Origin of the sequence: Desulfatibacillum aliphaticivorans DSM 15576 (genome assembly GCF_000429905.1) — a bacterium.
GTDB classification, from domain to species: domain Bacteria; phylum Desulfobacterota; class Desulfobacteria; order Desulfobacterales; family Desulfatibacillaceae; genus Desulfatibacillum; species Desulfatibacillum aliphaticivorans.
The window spans coordinates 61,622-78,589 of sequence record NZ_AUCT01000017.1 but is presented as its reverse complement, the minus strand read 5'-3'; the positions used below and the strand labels follow the sequence as shown (position 1 = coordinate 78,589).

Here is a 16,968-nt window from a genome sequence, read left to right as displayed (position 1 = left end):
ATCGGGGCAAATAACAGTGATTGAACCGGAGAATTTGATGGAAATGTTTGCCACTGACCTGGAAAGGCTGGCGTTCCTCCTTGAGGCAGATGCGGCGCTCGCTATCGATCCCGACGAGCTCGGGACCGATGCAGCCGAACAGAACGCTCCTGAAGAGCAGCCCCCGGAGAAACGCCCCAAGTACATCACCAATTACATCGGCAGCAAACAGAAACTGGTCGACTGGATCTGGCGTAACACCCCGGACGGAGTTTCCTCCGTTATGGATGCCTTTTCCGGCTCGGCCGTTGTTGCTTACATGTACAAATCCAAAGGGCTGCGAGTTTTTGCCAATGACCGTCTTCGCTACAGTCACCACGCAGCCAAAGCCATTATCGAAAACAGCTCGACGAGGCTGTCCGAGGCAGAGATCGAAAAACTGCTGGCGGACAACCCCAAAGCCAAAACCTTTGTTCAGGATAATTTCAAAGGGATCTTCTTTGCCAAAGGTGTCCACGCACTCATCGACTCGCTGAGAGCCAATTGCGACGATCTGTCCGGTTACAAAAAGGACATCGCGTTGTTTGCTCTCGGCAAAACCTGCATGAGCGGCAAAGGCGGGTTTGGCCACTTCTCGTCTTCCACCGACTATGGGAAACGTCAGGACACGCCTGAAGAATTCAAAAAGCGCCTGAAAGCGAATATCGAACGGATCAACGCCCTGATATTCGACAACGGCAAGGAGAACAAAGCCTATCGCGGGGATGTTAACGAGATCCTTCCCAAGGTGAAGGCTGACCTCGCTTATTTTGATCCGCCGTATGCCACCGAGTTTTCGACCACCAATTACGAGAAAGCCTATCACTTTGTCGAAGGGCTGATGACCTATTGGGATGGCCTGACCATCAAGGCGGATACCAAGGTCAAAAACTACGAAACCAGCCATGTGACTGTGACCAAGGGCAACGCCTCCGACTTCTTTCAGGAGTTTCTCGGTAATGCCACCCATATCCCACACTGGCTTATCTCATACCGCGACCACGCCTATCCAAACGAACAGCAGATGAAAAAGATCATCGGCGGTCTGGGGCGTCAGAGCCGGATGAAGACCAAGGACCACAAGTATTCGATCACCTCCAAGCACGGCGAGGCTTCCAGTGCCAAGGAGCGCCTTTTTGTTTGCCTGAAAGGTAACCAGTCCCATGCGGATACCGATCAGGCGGCAAAGCCTGTTCCGATGGCTGCCGCAGCCAATATCCATACATCCATCCCGGTGGAACTCTGTCTCGATGAAAATGCGGGGCTGAACGCCGAAGCGATGAGCGGAGGTCTGCCGGGTGATCCGCAGTTTACCTTCATCCTCTGCCGAACCGGCACCAATCGGAATGGTGACCATTTCACCGCTGAAGAGCTGGCCACTAGGCACATGACCGTCATCAACAAGAAAGTCGACCTGCAGCACTCGCAGGAGTTTGGCGACATCGTCGGTGGAATTGTGGCGGCTGACTATCTGGAAGATGAAATCGGCGGCCGGGTCGAATGCGTGGGTGAGCTCTATACCGGAGACACGCCCAATGCCCAGCTGGCCTACAAGCTCATGAAGCGAGGCATCATCACGCAGGTATCGATGGAGTGTGATTACGAAGAAGGTGAATGCTCCGTCTGCCACAAGCGCTTCAAGAACAAAGCCGATTACTGCACTCACCTCAGAAAATTTAAAGGCCGTGAACTCGATGGGGAACCCGTCTTCGAGATTCTTCACGGCGTGACTTTTACGGGCCTGGGCCTGCTGGACCGCAAAGGGGCAGATGAAAATGCCCGCATTCTGCAGGTGGCGTCGGTTCAGGAACCATCTGTTGAACACCAACCCAAAGGAGATCCAACTATGGACGAAAAAACCAAGAAACCAGATGAGTCGTCCGCCGACGCCGCTAAGAAAAAACAGGAACGGCAGGAAGACAATCCGGCTCCCGGAGGCGAGCTGGAAAAGGAAAACCGCCAGCTGAAAGCTCAGGTGGCCGAACTTCAGAAACGCATTCAGGAACTGGAAGCCGAACAGAAGGCTGCCGCTTCGAAAGCCCGCGCCCACAAGCTGATTTCAAAGCTCGAAAAGCAAGGCATGGATTTCGGCGAAGACCGCGACACGGAACTCAAGCGTCTGGCGGAATTGTCGGATGACGCTTTTGCCGCCACCGAGGCCGCCTATGAAAAGATGGCCAAAAGCCAGAAGGCGGATGCCAAGGCTCAGCCGGAACCGGAAAAGGAGCCTGACAAGCAGAAGTCCAAAGCATCGAGCGAAACACCCATGCGCAGTTCAGCCGGGGTGAGACCGCACGACGTGGATGACCGCAAGCTCTCCCTCGAGGATCGCCTGCGCAGCGGCTTCATGGCTGCCTACAACAACCGTGTCGGTAACGAATCGAACGAAACCGTGGAAATCAACTAACAAGGAGAAGAGCTATGTCTTTTATCAATCCATGTCACAGGGGCCTCGCTTACGGTGACGGCTATATGCAAGGCGATGGCCAGCTTGGCCATCTGGTGAGTCTGGCGGGAAACGATCTGTTTTCTGTCAACACCGATCCGGAGGTCCGTTCTTTCGGCATCCTGATCAAGGATTACGCAGGCGGTGAAATGCCCGGCATTTACTGCAACGGCGGTGTGTACGAAACGGACGTCTTCGAAGGGACGATCAATCCCGGGGATGACCTGAAGGTTTCGGGCACCGGTAAGTTGACCGGCGGAAATATCGGGAATGACGAGTTTGTCATCGCTCAGGCCATTTCCGTCCAGAGCGGCGTTTTGAAATTCAAACTGCTTATTTAACCACAGGAGCTGTACACATGAAGAACAACCCAATGAACATTCACAGCCAGGAATACATGGAGACCATGGCAAGGCTCATGAGTGAAGCTCTTGAGTCCCCGGAAGGGATGCAGGCGTTGGCTGCTGCAATTGCCGCTCCGATTGAACAGGAGATCCGGCGCAAGGAAATCTCCTCGCTGCTGCTGACCAAACACACACTGCCCAAGGGTGAACGTCCGCTTTACCAGAAAAAGCCGACCGTCAAAGCCCACTGGATCAGCAAGGACGGTGAAGCGCAGGAACAGGAGATCGGCAAGGATGAAGTCGAGTTTCCGACCAACCGCATCCATTCCAATCCAATGGTGGATATCTCCGTCCTCAAGAACGGCAACATCGGCACGCTGATGGATATCCAGACCAGTGCCTCGGATGCCATTCGAAAAGAGATGGACCGCAGAACCATCTCCGTATTGTCGGCTGCGGTTCCGGCTGCCAATACCGTTGAAGTGGCCGGAAACACACTGACCGAGGAAGCCCTCAACGAGGCGATCTCAATCATCGAGGACCTCGAGTTGTCGGTGAAGTATATCGTCATGCGTGGTCGCCGCTTCAACGATCTGCGCGGCTGGGATCTCGATCCTCAGACCAAGCTGGAGCTGCGTCAGAAAGGCGTGGTCAAGAACTACGGCACCGGCGGCATTCTGTTGACGGCATCCATGCCCCTCGACGAAATCCTGATCATTCCGGATGAAGAAGTGGGCAAAATGCCGGTCCGTGAGAAGCTCAAAGCCGAATCCATCGACCAGAAGACCCGCTTCAAAACCGGCTGGCTGGTATGGTCTGAAATCGGTCAGGGCATTACCCGCCCGGACGTTCTGGCCCGAGTGAAACTTGGTGTTTAATGCCGAAGGAGGAATCATGTTGACGATAAAAAATGTCCGTCCCGGCATTCTCATCATCCCGGATGCCGGGCTGAAGCTGTTTCCCGGAGAGGTTACACCTGTTGAAGAGCAGACCGACCAGATCAAACACTGCCTGCAAACCGGAGTGGTGATTCAGGTCGACAAGGAGAAAGCAGACAAGCCTTCCTCTCAGGGCAAGCAGGATCAGGATGATGATCTGAGTAAGCTCAACGCGACCGATGCCATATCCAAGGTCAATGAAGAAGCCGACCCGGCCAAACTCAAAGGCTATATGGAAGGCGAAAAACGCAGAACCGTGATCGACGCGTTGAAGACCCGTCTTGCGGAGGTTGACGTTGACGCTTCCTGAGCTCATAGCCGACCTGCGCATCGACCTGTCCGATCCGGATGCGTCTCTCTTTGTGGATTCAACACTGGAGAGATGCGTCCGGAAGGCTGTGTTTAAGCTGTCCCGGGATGCGGAGATTACGCTGACCATCGAGGGCGAGCAGATTCTGCCGGATATCAGTGGCGAGCTCAGGGAGCTGCTTCTGTTGATCGGGCAGATACATGCCTGTCAGGTGATGCGCTCTGCCACCGCCAATGCCTTCTCGTTTTCCAGTGGCGACAAACGGGTCGACAAATCCAAGCAGCCGGAACACTGGGCCAAGCTCGAAGTGGACCTGCTGGAGGAATACCGCAAAAGACTCGCCGCTTTGAAACCGGGAACCGAGGTCAACGAGGATGGCTATATCATCACCCCCGGCAGCCTTACTCCGGTGATTTATGAACAGGGAATCTGTCTTGAAGAGGATTGCTGATGCTTTTGACAGTTCGGGAAAAAGAACAGGCCGTGAAGGACGTCAGAGAACTGATTGTCTCCTCCGGCATCACCGCCACAGTGCTTCGCATTGTTCCCGGTGAAAATCTGTATGGAAGCGACGATCAGAAATACAGTCCAATAGGCTCGATCCCCGTGGAAATAGTCCACACACCTCCGGAAGATCTCGCCGGAAAAATCGATGCCACCGTCTCTGTTCTGCCGGAAGCCGACGTGCTCCCGGAGGACAGACTCCAGATAGAGACAGTTACATACAGAATACAGACACTCGAAGAAGAACACTTTTTTGGAGTCATTACCCACCAATCCATCAAACTGGTGAAGATCCATGGGCGCTAAGCGGACCGGCGACTGGAACAAGGCCAAAGCAAAGCTGAATGGCACCCTTGGTCCCCGGATCGCCATGGCCCTTCAGCAGGCGACCATCCGCAATGCCCTGTTTCTTGTTCGGGAGATTCAGCGTGGTATCCGCAATCAGGCCCCCGGCGGACAGGCTTTCGCCAAGCTGGCCGACAGCACCATCGCCCGCAAGGGCTCCAGCAAGGCGCTTATCGACACCGGATTTCTGATCAATTCCATCACCCAAAAGATCATGGCGGACAAGGCATTTGTCGGTCTTCTCCGTGGAACCGTCAACAAGGACGGTGAAAGCATGGTGAATATCGGGGCTGTCATGGAATACGGGGCCACCATCAACCATCCGAACGGGGCGACCATTATCATCCCGGCCAGACCCTTTCTTCATCCCGTCATGCAGAAATACCGCAAAGAGATTGAGCAAAATTATCGCACAGCTCTGAAAGGCATTCTCTGATCCGACACATCCGCAGCGCTTCCGGTAAGTAATCTGGCAGAAACAACCGGAGGCTACCGTGAGCACAATACGAACCGTTACAGAAACACTGATCAGGCAGGTCAAGGCCGACATCCACCCGGATGCCGTGCTGGTGCTGGCTGATGATGTTTTTGAAGTTCAGCGCACGCCCAGTGTCATTTTGCAGGGGCCGAGAGTCAGTGAAAATAAACTGCGCCGCAGCCAAAGTCGCCTGATTGAAAAGGACGTGGACGCTCTGTTATTCGAGGAGTGTTCTTTCCCGCGTCTCTATCATCTCGACTTTGACCTGATTGTGACGGTGGACCGTGAGGTTGAACTCCTTGAATTTCAGGAGTCGGTCTCCCGCTTTGTCCAGCGCAATCCCGTTTTGACCATTACGGATCAGGGCCATCTCAACCTGACGGAGATCGCTCCGCTGGGCGGCCTGAACCGGGTCAACCTTTCCAATCTGAAGCAAAGCTCCGGACGCATCCGCATTGAAGACTGTCCTGTTTACGATGGCGAAATCCAAAACGGCCATCTGATCAAGGACCGAACTTTCCAGTTTCACGGCAGCGTGAATGAAGAACGAACCTATGAACCCAAAGGAGATGAACAGTGATTGAAATCAGAAACCTTCAGTTTCAACCGCTCACCTTCAATCTGGCCGGAGACAGAACATTGCATCTCGGCCCGCGTGAGCGCACCTCGATTCCACAAAAGGATATCTCACCAGAAATCACGCTTGCTGAAAAACGCGGCTTGGTGGGCCTTTCAAAACCGGAAGAGAAAAATTCCTCCGTTTCAGATGAGACGGCTGAAACCACTGAACCCAAAACCACGAAACGGAGGAAATAACGATGCCAGCATATCTATCACCCGGCATTTACACCCGGGAAACCGACTTCAGTTTTTATGTGAAGCAGATCTCCACCTCGGCAGCTGCCATGGTGGGCATCACTGAAAAAGGCCCGGTCAACAAACCGGTGCTGGTAACGAGCTGGGAGCAGTTCATCAATAAATTCGGCTCCTACATCAACGAAGGATACCTGGCTTATGCGGCCAGAGCCTTTTTCGACAATGGAGGATCGATTCTCTATGTCTGCCGCGTTGGCCACTACACCGATATTACCGACAAGAGCACCCTGAGTGCTGTTAACTCGGTTGCCGTTCTTTCCAATCGGGGGTCAACGCCTGAGCTCACATTGCAAGTGAACGCAGCCAATCCCGGAACATGGGGCGACCGTATTTCCGTGACGGTCGAGGACGGCTCTCTGGACCCGGCCAACGCCTTCAATCTTGTTGTCAAACACAAGGACAACATCGTCGAGGTGTTCAAAGACCTATCTATGGATGAGACGTCGGCCAATCATGTGGAACTTATGGTCAATGAGGTCTCAGATTACATCACTGTCAGTGATTTGTCCCCATCTACAGGGACTGCAAATGACAGACCTGCTGTTGGAAGTTATCCGCTAATTGGTGGCGGCAACGGTCTCTCCGGCATGACCGATTCAGATTACATCGGCGACCCGTCCCAGCATACCGGGCTCTATGCCTTCGATGAGATCGATGCACTGAACCTGCTCATGGTCCCCGGTGTTACAACCGTCCCGGTCATCAATGCCGGAATCACCTATGCGGAGAACCGCAAGGACCTGCTATTCATTGCCGACACGCCGTTCATGCTTGAACCGCTGGAGGTCGTTGACTTCAGGAAGGGTCAGGGAACCTACACCCATGCGGCCTTCAACTCGTCTTACGCGGCTCTCTATTACCCGTGGCTGGAAATCAGCGATCCCATCACCGCCCGCAAGAAATACATCCCGCCCTGTGGCGCTGTAGCCGGGTGCTGTGCCCGAAGCGACCAGAAGACCTACGTCTGGTGGGCTCCGGCTGGAATCGATCGTGGCCGCATCTTCAACGCGGTATCGGTCGCCTACAAGACCAGCCGGGGCGAACGCGATGTGCTCTATCCCGAAGGGGTCAATGTCATTGCCGTTTTCCCGGATACCGGTATCAACATCTGGGGCCAGAAAACGCTCCAGAGTCAGCCTTCAGCGGTGGACCGAATCAATGTCCGTCGTCTGATGATGTATATGGAGGAAGCCATTTCCGAGTCATCCCGTTTTGTGGTGTTCGAACCGAACAATCCGCAGACATGGCGGGCGCTCGGTCGTCTGATCAACCCCTTCCTGCAGGACATCAAGGAGAAAGGCGGTCTCTATGACTACGCCTTCCAGTGTGATGAGGAAACTAACACTCCGGCGGTTATCGATCGCAATGAAATGATTGCCCGGGTGTTCGTCAAGCCGACCAAGACAGCGGAATTCATCGAACTGAATTTCATTCTGACCGGCACCGGCGCGGACTTCAGTGAAATCATTTAATCAGGAGATACAACCATGAGAAGTGGAAATATGCCCAAGAGTCTTTACCAGAACTGGCAATTTGCCATCGAGGTGAATGGCTTTGACGTGGCCCTGTTTCACAAGGGACAGGAGCCGAAAACGGAATTGGAGGAAGTGGCCTTTGCGCCTGCTGGTTCCATGTTCGACCAGAAGGTGGCCGGACGCGTGAAGTTTGAGGACATCACCCTCGAAAAAGGAATCCTTCAGGACGGCTCTGACGAGGCTGCCCGTGAATGGGTGAAAAAGCAGGTCGATGTCAATGCGGTGACCGGCGGTCTGCCTGCCGATTATCTGAAGGACATCGATGTGGTGCGCTATGACCGCAGCGGCAATGAAACCAGACGCTGGACGTTGCATGGCGCATGGATCAAGACCTTGGAATACGACGAGCTCGAAGGCGGCAATACCGAAAACACCATCGAGAAACTGACCATCTGCTACCAGTACTGGACCTGATAAACAAGGAGTGAAGAAATGTATACCTATGAATTACCCAGTGGCATCGAGATCGAAATCAAGGAGATGACCGGTGCCGAAGAAGAGCTCCTGACCAACCAGCGTCTTATCCGCAATGGAGAGGCGATCAATCAGGTGCTCAGAAACTGTACCGTCCGGCTTGGCGAGAATGACAAGCCAGCGGTGAACGATATTCTCGACCTGCTCTCGGGCGACCGCCTTTTTGCATTGGTCAAGCTGCGCCAGATTTCCCTCGGAGACGAGGTCGAACTGGAACTGACGTGCCCCAATGCCTCGTGTCGCATGACCAACTATGTGACGGTCAATCTGGAGGATCTCAAAGTCACTCCCTACACCGAGGAGCGTGAGTTTGAATTCAAGCTGCCTGGCTCCAAGAAAGCGGTCCGTTTCGGTCTGCTTGATGGCCACAAGGAAAAGCGTCTCGCCGCCTTGCGCGAGCCGAACATTTCATCGGCCATGATGATTCGACTCATCGAGATTGACGGAAAGGCACCCAGCAAGAAATCCCTCACTGAAATGCCCATGCGCGACCGCAGTGCCCTGCGACAGGAAATGGCCCGGGTGGATGCCGGTATCGATACAACGGTCGAAGTCGACTGCGATGGCTGCGGCACCCGGATCAGAACACGTCTCGAGGCCGAACCGGCTTTTTTATTTCCAGGAGTTCGCTTGTAAGCGACAGCTTCTTTCTCGCCTATGGCGGGCTCCACTGGAGTTATCAGGAAATCCGATCACTGCCGCTCAGGCTTCGACAGCAGTTTGTGGAAGCCTTGGAGCGGCAGATTGATTTTGAACGGGAGCAAATGGATAAGCGATGATGAATAACGACCTTGGGCTGGGCATTGTCGTATCGATGAAGGATGCGTTCTCGCAGAACGCCCAGCGCATTGAAAGTTCGATGACAAGCCTTGACGGAACCGTTGCGGCCGCCAGTGAACGCATGACCAAAAATCTGGATCGTATCCAGAAAGGCACCATGATGGTTGGTGCCGGTCTTGCGCTCATGGCCGCGCCTGTTGCCTTGGTCGCATCTACCGCTGCCACTCAGAAAGCCCTCGGGGAATTGGCATCGCTTGGAGTCAAGGACCTCGGTGCCATTGAAGATGCCGCCGAATCCTTCACCAACCAGTGGTCGGGAGCCAACAAGGCGGCTTTCATCACGGCTACCTACGATGTGAAGTCGGCGTTGTCCAATCTTAGCGATGAGGCCGTCGGTGTCTTCACCAACATGGCCGGTCTCACAGCCAAAGCCACCAAAGCGACCACACAGGAGATGGTCGGAACCTTCACCACGGCTTACGGCATATTCAAGCCCATCATGGCGGATATGACCGACATGGAATGGGCCACCGCCTTTTCAGGAGCCATGGCCCAAACCGTGGCATCGTTCAAGACCAACGGAACCCAGATGGCCGATGCGATCAAAAACATCGGTGCTGTTGCTGCTGCCAACAACATTCCTCTGCAGGAACAGCTGGCAATCCTCGGTCAGTTGCAGACCACCATGCCGGGCTCAGAAGCCGGAACACTTTACAAGGCATTCATCATGAACGCAGCCGAGGCCGGTGATCAGCTCGGGCTCTCGTTCACCGATACAACCGGCCGTCTCAAAGGCGTCATTCCCATTTTGCAGGAGATCAAACAGCAGTTCCCGGATTTGTCGCAGGCAGCCGCTCAGGTGAAGCTGAAGAAAGCCTTCGGCTCCGACGAGGCGGTCAAGTTCCTCCTGCAGATGGCGGCCGGAACGGAATCGCTCGAAAGCAATATCAAGTCAGTCGGCGCAGCCATGAAAACCGGGACAGCCGTCACCAATCAGATGGCCAGTGCCATGAATCAGGATATCGGAGCCCAGTTTGGATTGATCCGGCAGCAGGTGTCCAACCTGACCGAGATATTGGGTCGCACCTTGCTGCCAGTCGTGACCCCGGTGATGAACGGTATTTCCCGCTTTATTCTGTTCCTGCAGAAACTGGCCAAATCCATGCCCGGAGTCACCCGGGTAGTCTTGACACTTTCCATGGCTCTTGGAGCGGTGCTGGTTGTTGCCGGAGCGGTCACTTCAGCCGTCGGACTGGTCGGACTCATGCTTCCGGCAATAAAGGCCGGGTTCGTTGCTATCAGTGCAGCGGCCGCAGGTGTCGGCTCAGCCATTGCCACATACTTTCTGCCGGTTACCGCCGCCATTGCGGGTGTGGTTCTGGCGGTCTATCTGCTGAAACGGGCATGGGAGACAAATTTCGGAGGAATCCGGGATGTCGTTCTCGGGACATGGAACAAGATCAAACTGGTCTTCGAGGGCGTGAAGACCCTCATCTCATCCCTGAGCGGCTCCACCGGTCAGATGTCGGCCGAGCTTGCCAACCGGCTCAAGTCAGCCGGGCTCCTCGGTTTTGTCGTGACTGTCTTCAAAGTCTATTACCGGGTGCGGGAATACCTCTCCGGGCTGTGGGAAGCCTTCTCACACGCTTTCGGTCGAATCCGGGCCATTCTCGAACCAGCCGTAAAGGGGATGGTTTCTGCCTATGCCACCCTTTACAAAGCCATCTTCTCGGTGGTGGAAATATTTGGTGTCTCGGCCAATTCAGCGGACGGATCGGCGTGGCGACAGTTCGGTTCCGTGGTCGGAACGGTTGCCGGTGTTCTGCTTCAGGGACTGGCCTATGCACTCCGCATCGTGGTCTGGAATATCACGATGGTTGTCAAAGCACTGGCCATCGTGGTGAGAAGCGTCGTCTGGGTCGGCAAGGTGATCGTCGGCTCACTGATCTATGCCACCAAATTCATCTATAAATTTCTGCTTCCGGTCCGACTGATTGCTCAGGCGTTTGTGGCTGCCGGGAAGATTATCTATTCCGTCTGGCAGATACTGACCGGAAATGTCTCCCTGCTGGATGGTTTGAAGGCCATTGGCGGAGCGGTCTTCGATTTTCTGGCTACTCCATTCAGATGGGCACGCGATGTCATCAGCGGAGTCTGGAACTTTATCACCTCAGTTTTCGACGGGATGGTTCGGTTCTTTGTTGCTGCCGGTGAGCGTATCGTCAGTGTCTTTATGAATCTACCGCTCGTCAGCACTTTGCGGAATCTGTTCGCCACAGTGAGAAGCTTCTTCTCAGGCGACATGACCTTTTTCGAGGCCGGGAAAAAGATGCTCGTCACGCTGGGTGAAGGCATCTGGTCGGCGGTTACCTATCCATTCCGCATGCTGAAGAATGCGCTCGGCAAGCTGCGAAGCCTGCTGCCGTTCTCCGATGCCAAGGAAGGCCCGCTTTCGACGCTGACTGCTTCAGGTAAAGCCCTGCTCACAACACTGGCGGATGGAATGGTTTCCACGCTGGCATTGCCTGCAAAAGTGTTCTCCTTTGCGGCTCGTGGAGTTCTGTCTGCACTGTCTGGTGTCTGGAACGGTCTTAAATCAGCGGGCCAGACTGCGATGAACTTACTCTCTGCTCCCTTCAGGACGGCTGGCAACCTCTGGGGTTCACTGGTTGAGGGTGCCGGAGCGATGGTATCCAAAGCCGGTGGCATGATCAAAGGCGCGTTAAGCAATCTCATCCCGGAACTGTCTTTGCCGGATTCTTGGAGTGGTGTCTGGAATAAGCTGACTGCCGGTGCCACGGCGGTTAAACAGTCTTTCACGTCCACCTTCAGCGGGCTGAAAAACATCATTGGCTCGGGGATCTCTGCGGTAGCTGAAAAAGGAACAGCCCTCTGGAGCCAGGTTAAGTCCGGTGTGGGCGGTGTCATGCAGTCAGTAAAACAGAAAGCATCCGGACTGCTCAGCGGTGCTTGGACCGGTATCAAGTCCTTATTTTCTTCTTCACCGGCACCTGAAGCCAAAGCTGCACCAAGATTACAGATTGCTTCTGCCAAACATTCTGTTGTTCAGCAAAGCGCCGGACGATTCGCTCTGATCCCGAGTCTCGATAAAAAGCTCATCCCGACGGTGTTCTCCGCCGTGCTTATGCTTTCGCCGGTCATGGCTTCGGCAATGCCGGTCGTGAATGCAGGATCAGTAGGAGCACCCGACATTACACCGAAAATTCCGGTAAGTAAGCCTTATCAGTTCCCGGACGCCATTGCGGCCCCCTCGGTTCCGCCGGTGACCATTGCCGGGCAGATCGCCCCGTCGATGGGGATGATTCCCGCGTTGAGCATTCCGGCTGATGTCAGAGCTTCGGTGGATACGGCCGGGACCGGCGTGTTGCATGATGTCAATGCAGCTTCGGTAATGCAGCCGGAACCGCATCCGCCTGAAAAGCTGGCAGCGGCAAGAACAAGTCCGTTTGTCTCATCGCCAGCAGGCCAGCAGGAAGGTCCCGATGTGGCCAGCCTTCTGGAGGCGCTGCTGAACAAGCTCGATGCGCTTTCGGAACGACCCGTGGAGGTTTCCGTGGCCACGCATATCGATGGACGTCAGGTGGCCGAGGCGGTCTACAAGGACCTCCGGGAACGAAAAATCAGAAACTATGAAACCCTGTGAGGCAACCGATGAAAAGAGTGTTTATTTGTAGCCCCTTTGCCGGGGACATTGAAAGAAACGTTACAGTGGCCAAAAAACTGTGCCGCATGGCCATGGATCAAGGCTATGCGCCATTCGCGCCACACCTGTTGTACCCACGCTTTGTCGATGACCATGATCCGCAACAACGTTCTGCCGCTATCAGCTGCGGCCTCGCTTACATGGAAACCTGCTCTGAAGTCTGGGCGTTTACCGGAAACGGCATTTCAAAAGGGATGCAGCAGGAGCTCTCCCATGCCAGAGAGATCGGCAAGACGGTCGTTGAAATCCACGAGGTCAAATGATGGCTTGGGACCGGCAACCGATAAAGGGATATCTGGTTGATGCCGACACCGGCGATCGACTGGAATTCCAATACAATCCCAACAACATCAGCGACGAAAAATCGACCAGCTACGCCGCCATCAAAATTCCCGGCATGAGCCATCCTCGTTATCAGTATGTGGCCGGTGAACCACGTCGGATCACTTTCAAGGTCGAATTGTTCAAAGGACCGGTGAAACAGAAGGTCGACTGGCTGCGGTCTCTGCAATATCCCGAACACGCTGGCAGCATGCTCAAGAACGCGCCCCACCGGGTCATTCTCATTTTTGGGGAACTGTATCCCGGCGTGACCTGCATTGTCAGACAGGTAAAGGCCCGCTTTTTCGGCCTTTTCGACCAGACCAATCTCGCTCCCCAGCGAGCCGAGGTGGATATATCCCTCGAAGAATACGTCGATCAATCGGTCAACTGGTCGGAGGTGCGCTCATGATCGACAAGGATTCCAGATACGCTAAATGTCTCCGATACAGAGACAGCAATGGTGATTCCCTTGGCATGCGCTTTCCGATCGATACATCACCGCGATTCGATGACCGCTTTCATACCGTGACCGAAGGTGATCGGCTGGATCTTCTGGCCCACAGATATCTGGGAGAGCCAAAGCTCTGGTGGATCATCTGTGACTACAACGACATCTTTTTTCCGCTGGAACTGACGCCGGGCACGGTGCTTCGCATCCCTTCCATGGACCACGTCAGCATGCACATTCTCGACTGAGCCCCGACACTCCATCGGCGCTTCCGGTATGTAAGCAGTGAACTGCGAACAGCCGGAGACGTGCATGGAACTCGATACATTCAAACCGACATTTTTGATTCAGATAGAGGGCAAATCGCTCTCAAAGGATATCACTCAGGAGATCACTTCTTTTGTCTTCACCGACAATGAAGAGGAACTGGATGTTCTCGAGCTGTCCATCACAAACCGCAACCTGCAGTTTGTAGATGACTCGCTTTTTCAGGAAGGCAACGAGATCATTGCCCGGTTCGGTTATGTGGGTAATCTCTCGCCCCGCAAAAAGGCTGTCATCAAGGACATCGATTACGATTTCCCTGAAAACGGCGACCCCACCATCCGTATCAAAGCCTACGACAAAGGCTTCAAGCTGGCCGGGAAAGAAAACCAGAAGGTCTGGCAGAAACCTGCGCCGGGCATTCTCTATTCCGAAATTGCCGAGCAGATCGCTTCGGCCAATGGCCTCAAGCCGGTCGTGACGGCCACCAAAGGCCATCATCTTCGCGTAACCCAGAGCAATCAGTCCGACGCCGTCTTCCTCAAGGAGCTGGCAACCAAAGCCCGTGACCGGGATGGTCAGGGTGTCAGCGGCTACTCCTTTTTCATTCAGGACGACGAGCTCCACTTCCATCCAAGGGAGCTGGAACAGGCTCCGCTTTTGACGCTGGAGTATTTCACCGACCGCAAGGGCGTTCTGCGCTCTTTCAGACCATCGACCCAATCACAGGGAGCCAAAGGTGCCGGGGTCGAAACCAAATCAGTCGGCGTCGATCCCCGCAAAAAGGATGTGGTGGAACATAAAGCCAACAATGCCACAACTCCCGAACGGACCTCGCTCGGCAAGCAGACCTATTTGGTGGATGGCAACACGGGTGAAGGCAGTTTCAAAGAACAGGAGACCGGACAGGTCGTTCCAGCCTATGAACGTTCCGAAGCCTTTCATGAAGAACCGGCACAGGAGCCTGCTCAGGATACAGCCGAAGGCAAATTCAGAGAGGCCGAACTCAAACAGGTGGAGGCCACCGCCGCTACCATCGGCATTCCCTCACTGCGGGCCAAAAAGAACCTCGAAGTGAAAGGCGTGGGCCGGAAGTTTTCCGGCATTTACTACTGCCACTCGGTTCGCCACAGCATCGGTTCATCCGGCTATTCCTGTGAAATCAAACTAAAAAAGAACGCCCTTGGCAAAGGTGCAGGAGACAAGTCCGCCCAGGCCAAGGGAAAACCAAACGATAAAGAAGCACCGGCAACCCCGCAGAATGAGCCACCGGCCATGGTGACCATCAATGCGGATTCCGGTGCTGTTTCTTAGGAGGAACCATGGGAGATCTGAGTAAAAATTTCAGCCGGTCCGAATTTGCCTGCAAGGGAACCAACTGCTGCGGGCATTCGGCTCCGATACAGCCTGAACTGATTTCGGCGCTTCAGGCTCTGCGCGATCAAGTAAGCCTGCCGCTGAGCATCACCAGCGGCTTTCGATGTAATCACCATAATGAATCTGTTGGCGGAGCCGCTCAGAGTTTTCACACCTTGGGAATGGCTGCCGATGTCGACTGCTCGGATGGACTGACAGCCGAAGACCTGGCTCGTGCAGCGGAAACCATTCCGGCTTTTCAACAAGGCGGCATCGGAATCTATCCTTCATGGGTCCATCTCGATGTCCGGACAACCGGGAAAGCGAGGTGGCGTAATGACTGAGTTTCAAAAGACCGTCACCGTCGGCTCGGGAATCGGACTGAACGGGCCTTTGCAGTTTGAACTGCTGCCCAATGGCCGCAGTGCCCGTCTGATCAAAGACTACAAGGTCAGGATCTCTGACAGCCGAACCATTACCGTGCCTGCCGGATTTGAAACGGATTTTGCATCTGTACCGCGTCTGTTCTGGCGAATTGTGCCGCCATGGGGACGCTATTCTCCGGCTGCCGTTGTGCATGACTTTCTCTATCACACCGGACTGGTGACCCGAGTTGAAGCCGACCGCATATTTCTCGACCTGATGACCAAGCTCGGTGTTCCGGCATGGAAACGCCGACTGATGTATTGGGCTGTTCGCGTGGGTGGCTGGAAGGCTTGGAATGACAGCCGCCGGAGGGAAGGCAGCCATGCTTGAAACCTCCGATAAACAGACAGAAGAACGCTACCGCAACCGCTGGTACGGCAAGTACCGGGCTTTTGTCCGGGACAACAATGATCCGGAACGGCTCGGTAGGGTTCGGCTCGAAATCCCTGCAGTGTTGGGTACAGGCCGTGAAAACTGGTCGGATTGGGCATCTCCCTGTTTTCCCTATGGCGGCAATGATGATTGCGGCATGTTCCTCGTGCCTGAAGAAGGCGCTTCGGTCTGGGCCGAGTTTGAAGGCGGCATTGTTCAATATCCGATTTGGACCGGAGTCTGGCTCGCGGGAAGTAATCCCGGGGAACAGCCGGAGGAATCCAAGCGAACCTGCGGCAATGCCTTCTGCCATGACTGCGAGGACAAGCTGGAGCACCAGAGCAATCCCCACGACAATCTCGAACACCGGAAATACCATGGCCATCCGGAATACTACTGCCCGCGTTTCAGGGTGCTGATGAAGACGGAAACCGGGCACACCATTCTGGCCGATGACCGTGATGGTGATGAATTGATGCGCCTGATCGACCGGGCCGGTCAGATCCTCACCATGGAAGCCAAGGTCAAACCGGAAATGCAGAGCGGCAACGCCCTCAGACGCGGGACCAAGGATGCCGAAAAAGGCGACCAGCTCGATATTGCTTCACAGATCGTCGGATCGAAAGCCCGGGTCCAACTCACGGACCTTTGCTGTCAGCAGGTGCTGCTGGAGGCATGGCATGACAAGGAAAAGATTCACATTCTTTCCTGCGACAAAGGCCGTTCCCGCTGGCAAAAGATTCTGATCGATACCACCAAAGGCCGGGAAAAGGTCCACATCTGGGGACTTAACGGCACACAAGAAATTCTGATCGACTCCACCAAAGGCGCTGAACAGATCCGCCTGACCGACAAAGCCGGACAGGTGGTCAGGATGAACGCGGCTCCGGGCATGGAAAGCATCAGCGCAACCGACAAGGCGGGAAGCCTCATTTTCATGGATGGTGTCGTTGGCAACATCATCATCAAATCGACAAACCAAGTATTGATTAACACATAAGGGAAC

Annotated in this window: 20 protein-coding genes; all 20 read left to right on the top strand. The window is 54.6% G+C overall.

All coding sequences use genetic code 11. The annotated features are described in order from the left end of the window. Positions 1–37 precede the first annotated feature (37 nt). The 20 genes from G491_RS0115020 (at position 38) to G491_RS0114925 (ending at position 16,962) form a co-directional block, all read left to right on the top strand. Positions 38–2,425 carry a DNA adenine methylase gene (locus tag G491_RS0115020; protein WP_028315188.1) on the top strand — a complete coding sequence of 796 codons (2,388 nt, stop codon included), beginning with the start codon at positions 38–40 and terminating at the stop codon, positions 2,423–2,425. 14 nt (positions 2,426–2,439) lie between these two features. Next, on the top strand, positions 2,440–2,805 hold the full coding sequence (locus G491_RS0115015; RefSeq protein WP_028315187.1) for a hypothetical protein: 366 nt from the start codon (positions 2,440–2,442) through the stop codon (positions 2,803–2,805). Between the two features lie 17 nt (positions 2,806–2,822). Then, positions 2,823–3,686 (top strand): HK97-fold major capsid protein, encoded by an 864-nt coding sequence (locus G491_RS0115010; RefSeq protein WP_028315186.1) that lies wholly within the window; start codon positions 2,823–2,825, stop codon positions 3,684–3,686. A gap of 16 nt (positions 3,687–3,702) precedes the next feature. After that, positions 3,703–4,056 (top strand): hypothetical protein, encoded by a 354-nt coding sequence (locus G491_RS0115005; RefSeq protein ID WP_028315185.1) that lies wholly within the window; start codon positions 3,703–3,705, stop codon positions 4,054–4,056. Next, on the top strand, positions 4,043–4,507 hold the full coding sequence (locus G491_RS0115000; RefSeq protein WP_028315184.1) for a hypothetical protein: 465 nt from the start codon (positions 4,043–4,045) through the stop codon (positions 4,505–4,507). Before G491_RS0115005 ends, G491_RS0115000 begins: the two co-directional genes overlap by 14 nt. Further along, positions 4,507–4,866, top strand: coding sequence for a hypothetical protein (locus G491_RS0114995; RefSeq protein WP_028315183.1), 360 nt, complete (start codon positions 4,507–4,509; stop codon positions 4,864–4,866). Before G491_RS0115000 ends, G491_RS0114995 begins: the two co-directional genes overlap by 1 nt. Further along, positions 4,856–5,341 carry a phage virion morphogenesis family protein gene (locus G491_RS0114990; protein WP_028315182.1) on the top strand — a complete coding sequence of 162 codons (486 nt, stop codon included), beginning with the start codon at positions 4,856–4,858 and terminating at the stop codon, positions 5,339–5,341. The genes G491_RS0114995 and G491_RS0114990 overlap by 11 nt, the downstream gene beginning before the upstream one ends. A gap of 58 nt (positions 5,342–5,399) precedes the next feature. After that, positions 5,400–5,963 carry a hypothetical protein gene (locus G491_RS0114985; RefSeq protein WP_028315181.1) on the top strand — a complete coding sequence of 188 codons (564 nt, stop codon included), beginning with the start codon at positions 5,400–5,402 and terminating at the stop codon, positions 5,961–5,963. Beyond that, positions 5,960–6,199 carry a hypothetical protein gene (locus tag G491_RS0114980; RefSeq protein ID WP_028315180.1) on the top strand — a complete coding sequence of 80 codons (240 nt, stop codon included), beginning with the start codon at positions 5,960–5,962 and terminating at the stop codon, positions 6,197–6,199. The genes G491_RS0114985 and G491_RS0114980 overlap by 4 nt, the downstream gene beginning before the upstream one ends. Positions 6,200–6,201: 2 nt before the next feature. After that, positions 6,202–7,731 (top strand): phage tail sheath C-terminal domain-containing protein, encoded by a 1,530-nt coding sequence (locus G491_RS0114975; protein WP_028315179.1) that lies wholly within the window; start codon positions 6,202–6,204, stop codon positions 7,729–7,731. Between the two features lie 15 nt (positions 7,732–7,746). Then, a complete protein-coding gene (locus G491_RS0114970; RefSeq protein WP_028315178.1) occupies positions 7,747–8,208 on the top strand; it encodes a phage tail protein in 462 nt (153 codons plus the stop codon). A gap of 18 nt (positions 8,209–8,226) precedes the next feature. Then, positions 8,227–8,904, top strand: a complete 678-nt coding sequence (locus G491_RS0114965) for a T4 family baseplate hub assembly chaperone (protein ID WP_028315177.1) — start codon at positions 8,227–8,229, stop codon at positions 8,902–8,904. Positions 8,905–9,043: 139 nt separating this feature from the next. Further along, positions 9,044–12,712, top strand: a complete 3,669-nt coding sequence (locus tag G491_RS0114960; RefSeq protein ID WP_211239149.1) for a phage tail tape measure protein — start codon at positions 9,044–9,046, stop codon at positions 12,710–12,712. An 8-nt stretch (positions 12,713–12,720) separates the two neighbouring features. Beyond that, the gene (locus G491_RS0114955) at positions 12,721–13,035 is read left to right on the top strand and encodes a DUF7768 domain-containing protein (RefSeq protein WP_028315175.1); all 315 of its coding nucleotides are present in this window, start codon (positions 12,721–12,723) and stop codon (positions 13,033–13,035) included. Beyond that, complete coding sequence (locus G491_RS0114950; protein ID WP_248635406.1) at positions 13,032–13,505, top strand: CIS tube protein; 474 nt, start codon at positions 13,032–13,034, stop codon at positions 13,503–13,505. Before G491_RS0114955 ends, G491_RS0114950 begins: the two co-directional genes overlap by 4 nt. Beyond that, positions 13,502–13,792 (top strand): LysM peptidoglycan-binding domain-containing protein, encoded by a 291-nt coding sequence (locus G491_RS0114945; RefSeq protein ID WP_028315173.1) that lies wholly within the window; start codon positions 13,502–13,504, stop codon positions 13,790–13,792. The genes G491_RS0114950 and G491_RS0114945 overlap by 4 nt, the downstream gene beginning before the upstream one ends. A 64-nt stretch (positions 13,793–13,856) precedes the next feature. Then, positions 13,857–15,122, top strand: coding sequence for a phage late control D family protein (locus G491_RS0114940; RefSeq protein WP_028315172.1), 1,266 nt, complete (start codon positions 13,857–13,859; stop codon positions 15,120–15,122). Positions 15,123–15,130: 8 nt separating this feature from the next. Further along, a complete protein-coding gene (locus G491_RS0114935) occupies positions 15,131–15,508 on the top strand; it encodes a YcbK family protein (protein WP_028315171.1) in 378 nt (125 codons plus the stop codon). Beyond that, positions 15,501–15,920 (top strand): DUF1353 domain-containing protein, encoded by a 420-nt coding sequence (locus tag G491_RS0114930; RefSeq protein ID WP_028315170.1) that lies wholly within the window; start codon positions 15,501–15,503, stop codon positions 15,918–15,920. Before G491_RS0114935 ends, G491_RS0114930 begins: the two co-directional genes overlap by 8 nt. Then, positions 15,913–16,962: a phage baseplate assembly protein V gene (locus G491_RS0114925; RefSeq protein ID WP_028315169.1), complete on the top strand. Its 1,050-nt coding sequence runs from the start codon at positions 15,913–15,915 to the stop codon at positions 16,960–16,962. The genes G491_RS0114930 and G491_RS0114925 overlap by 8 nt, the downstream gene beginning before the upstream one ends. Positions 16,963–16,968 lie beyond the last annotated feature (6 nt).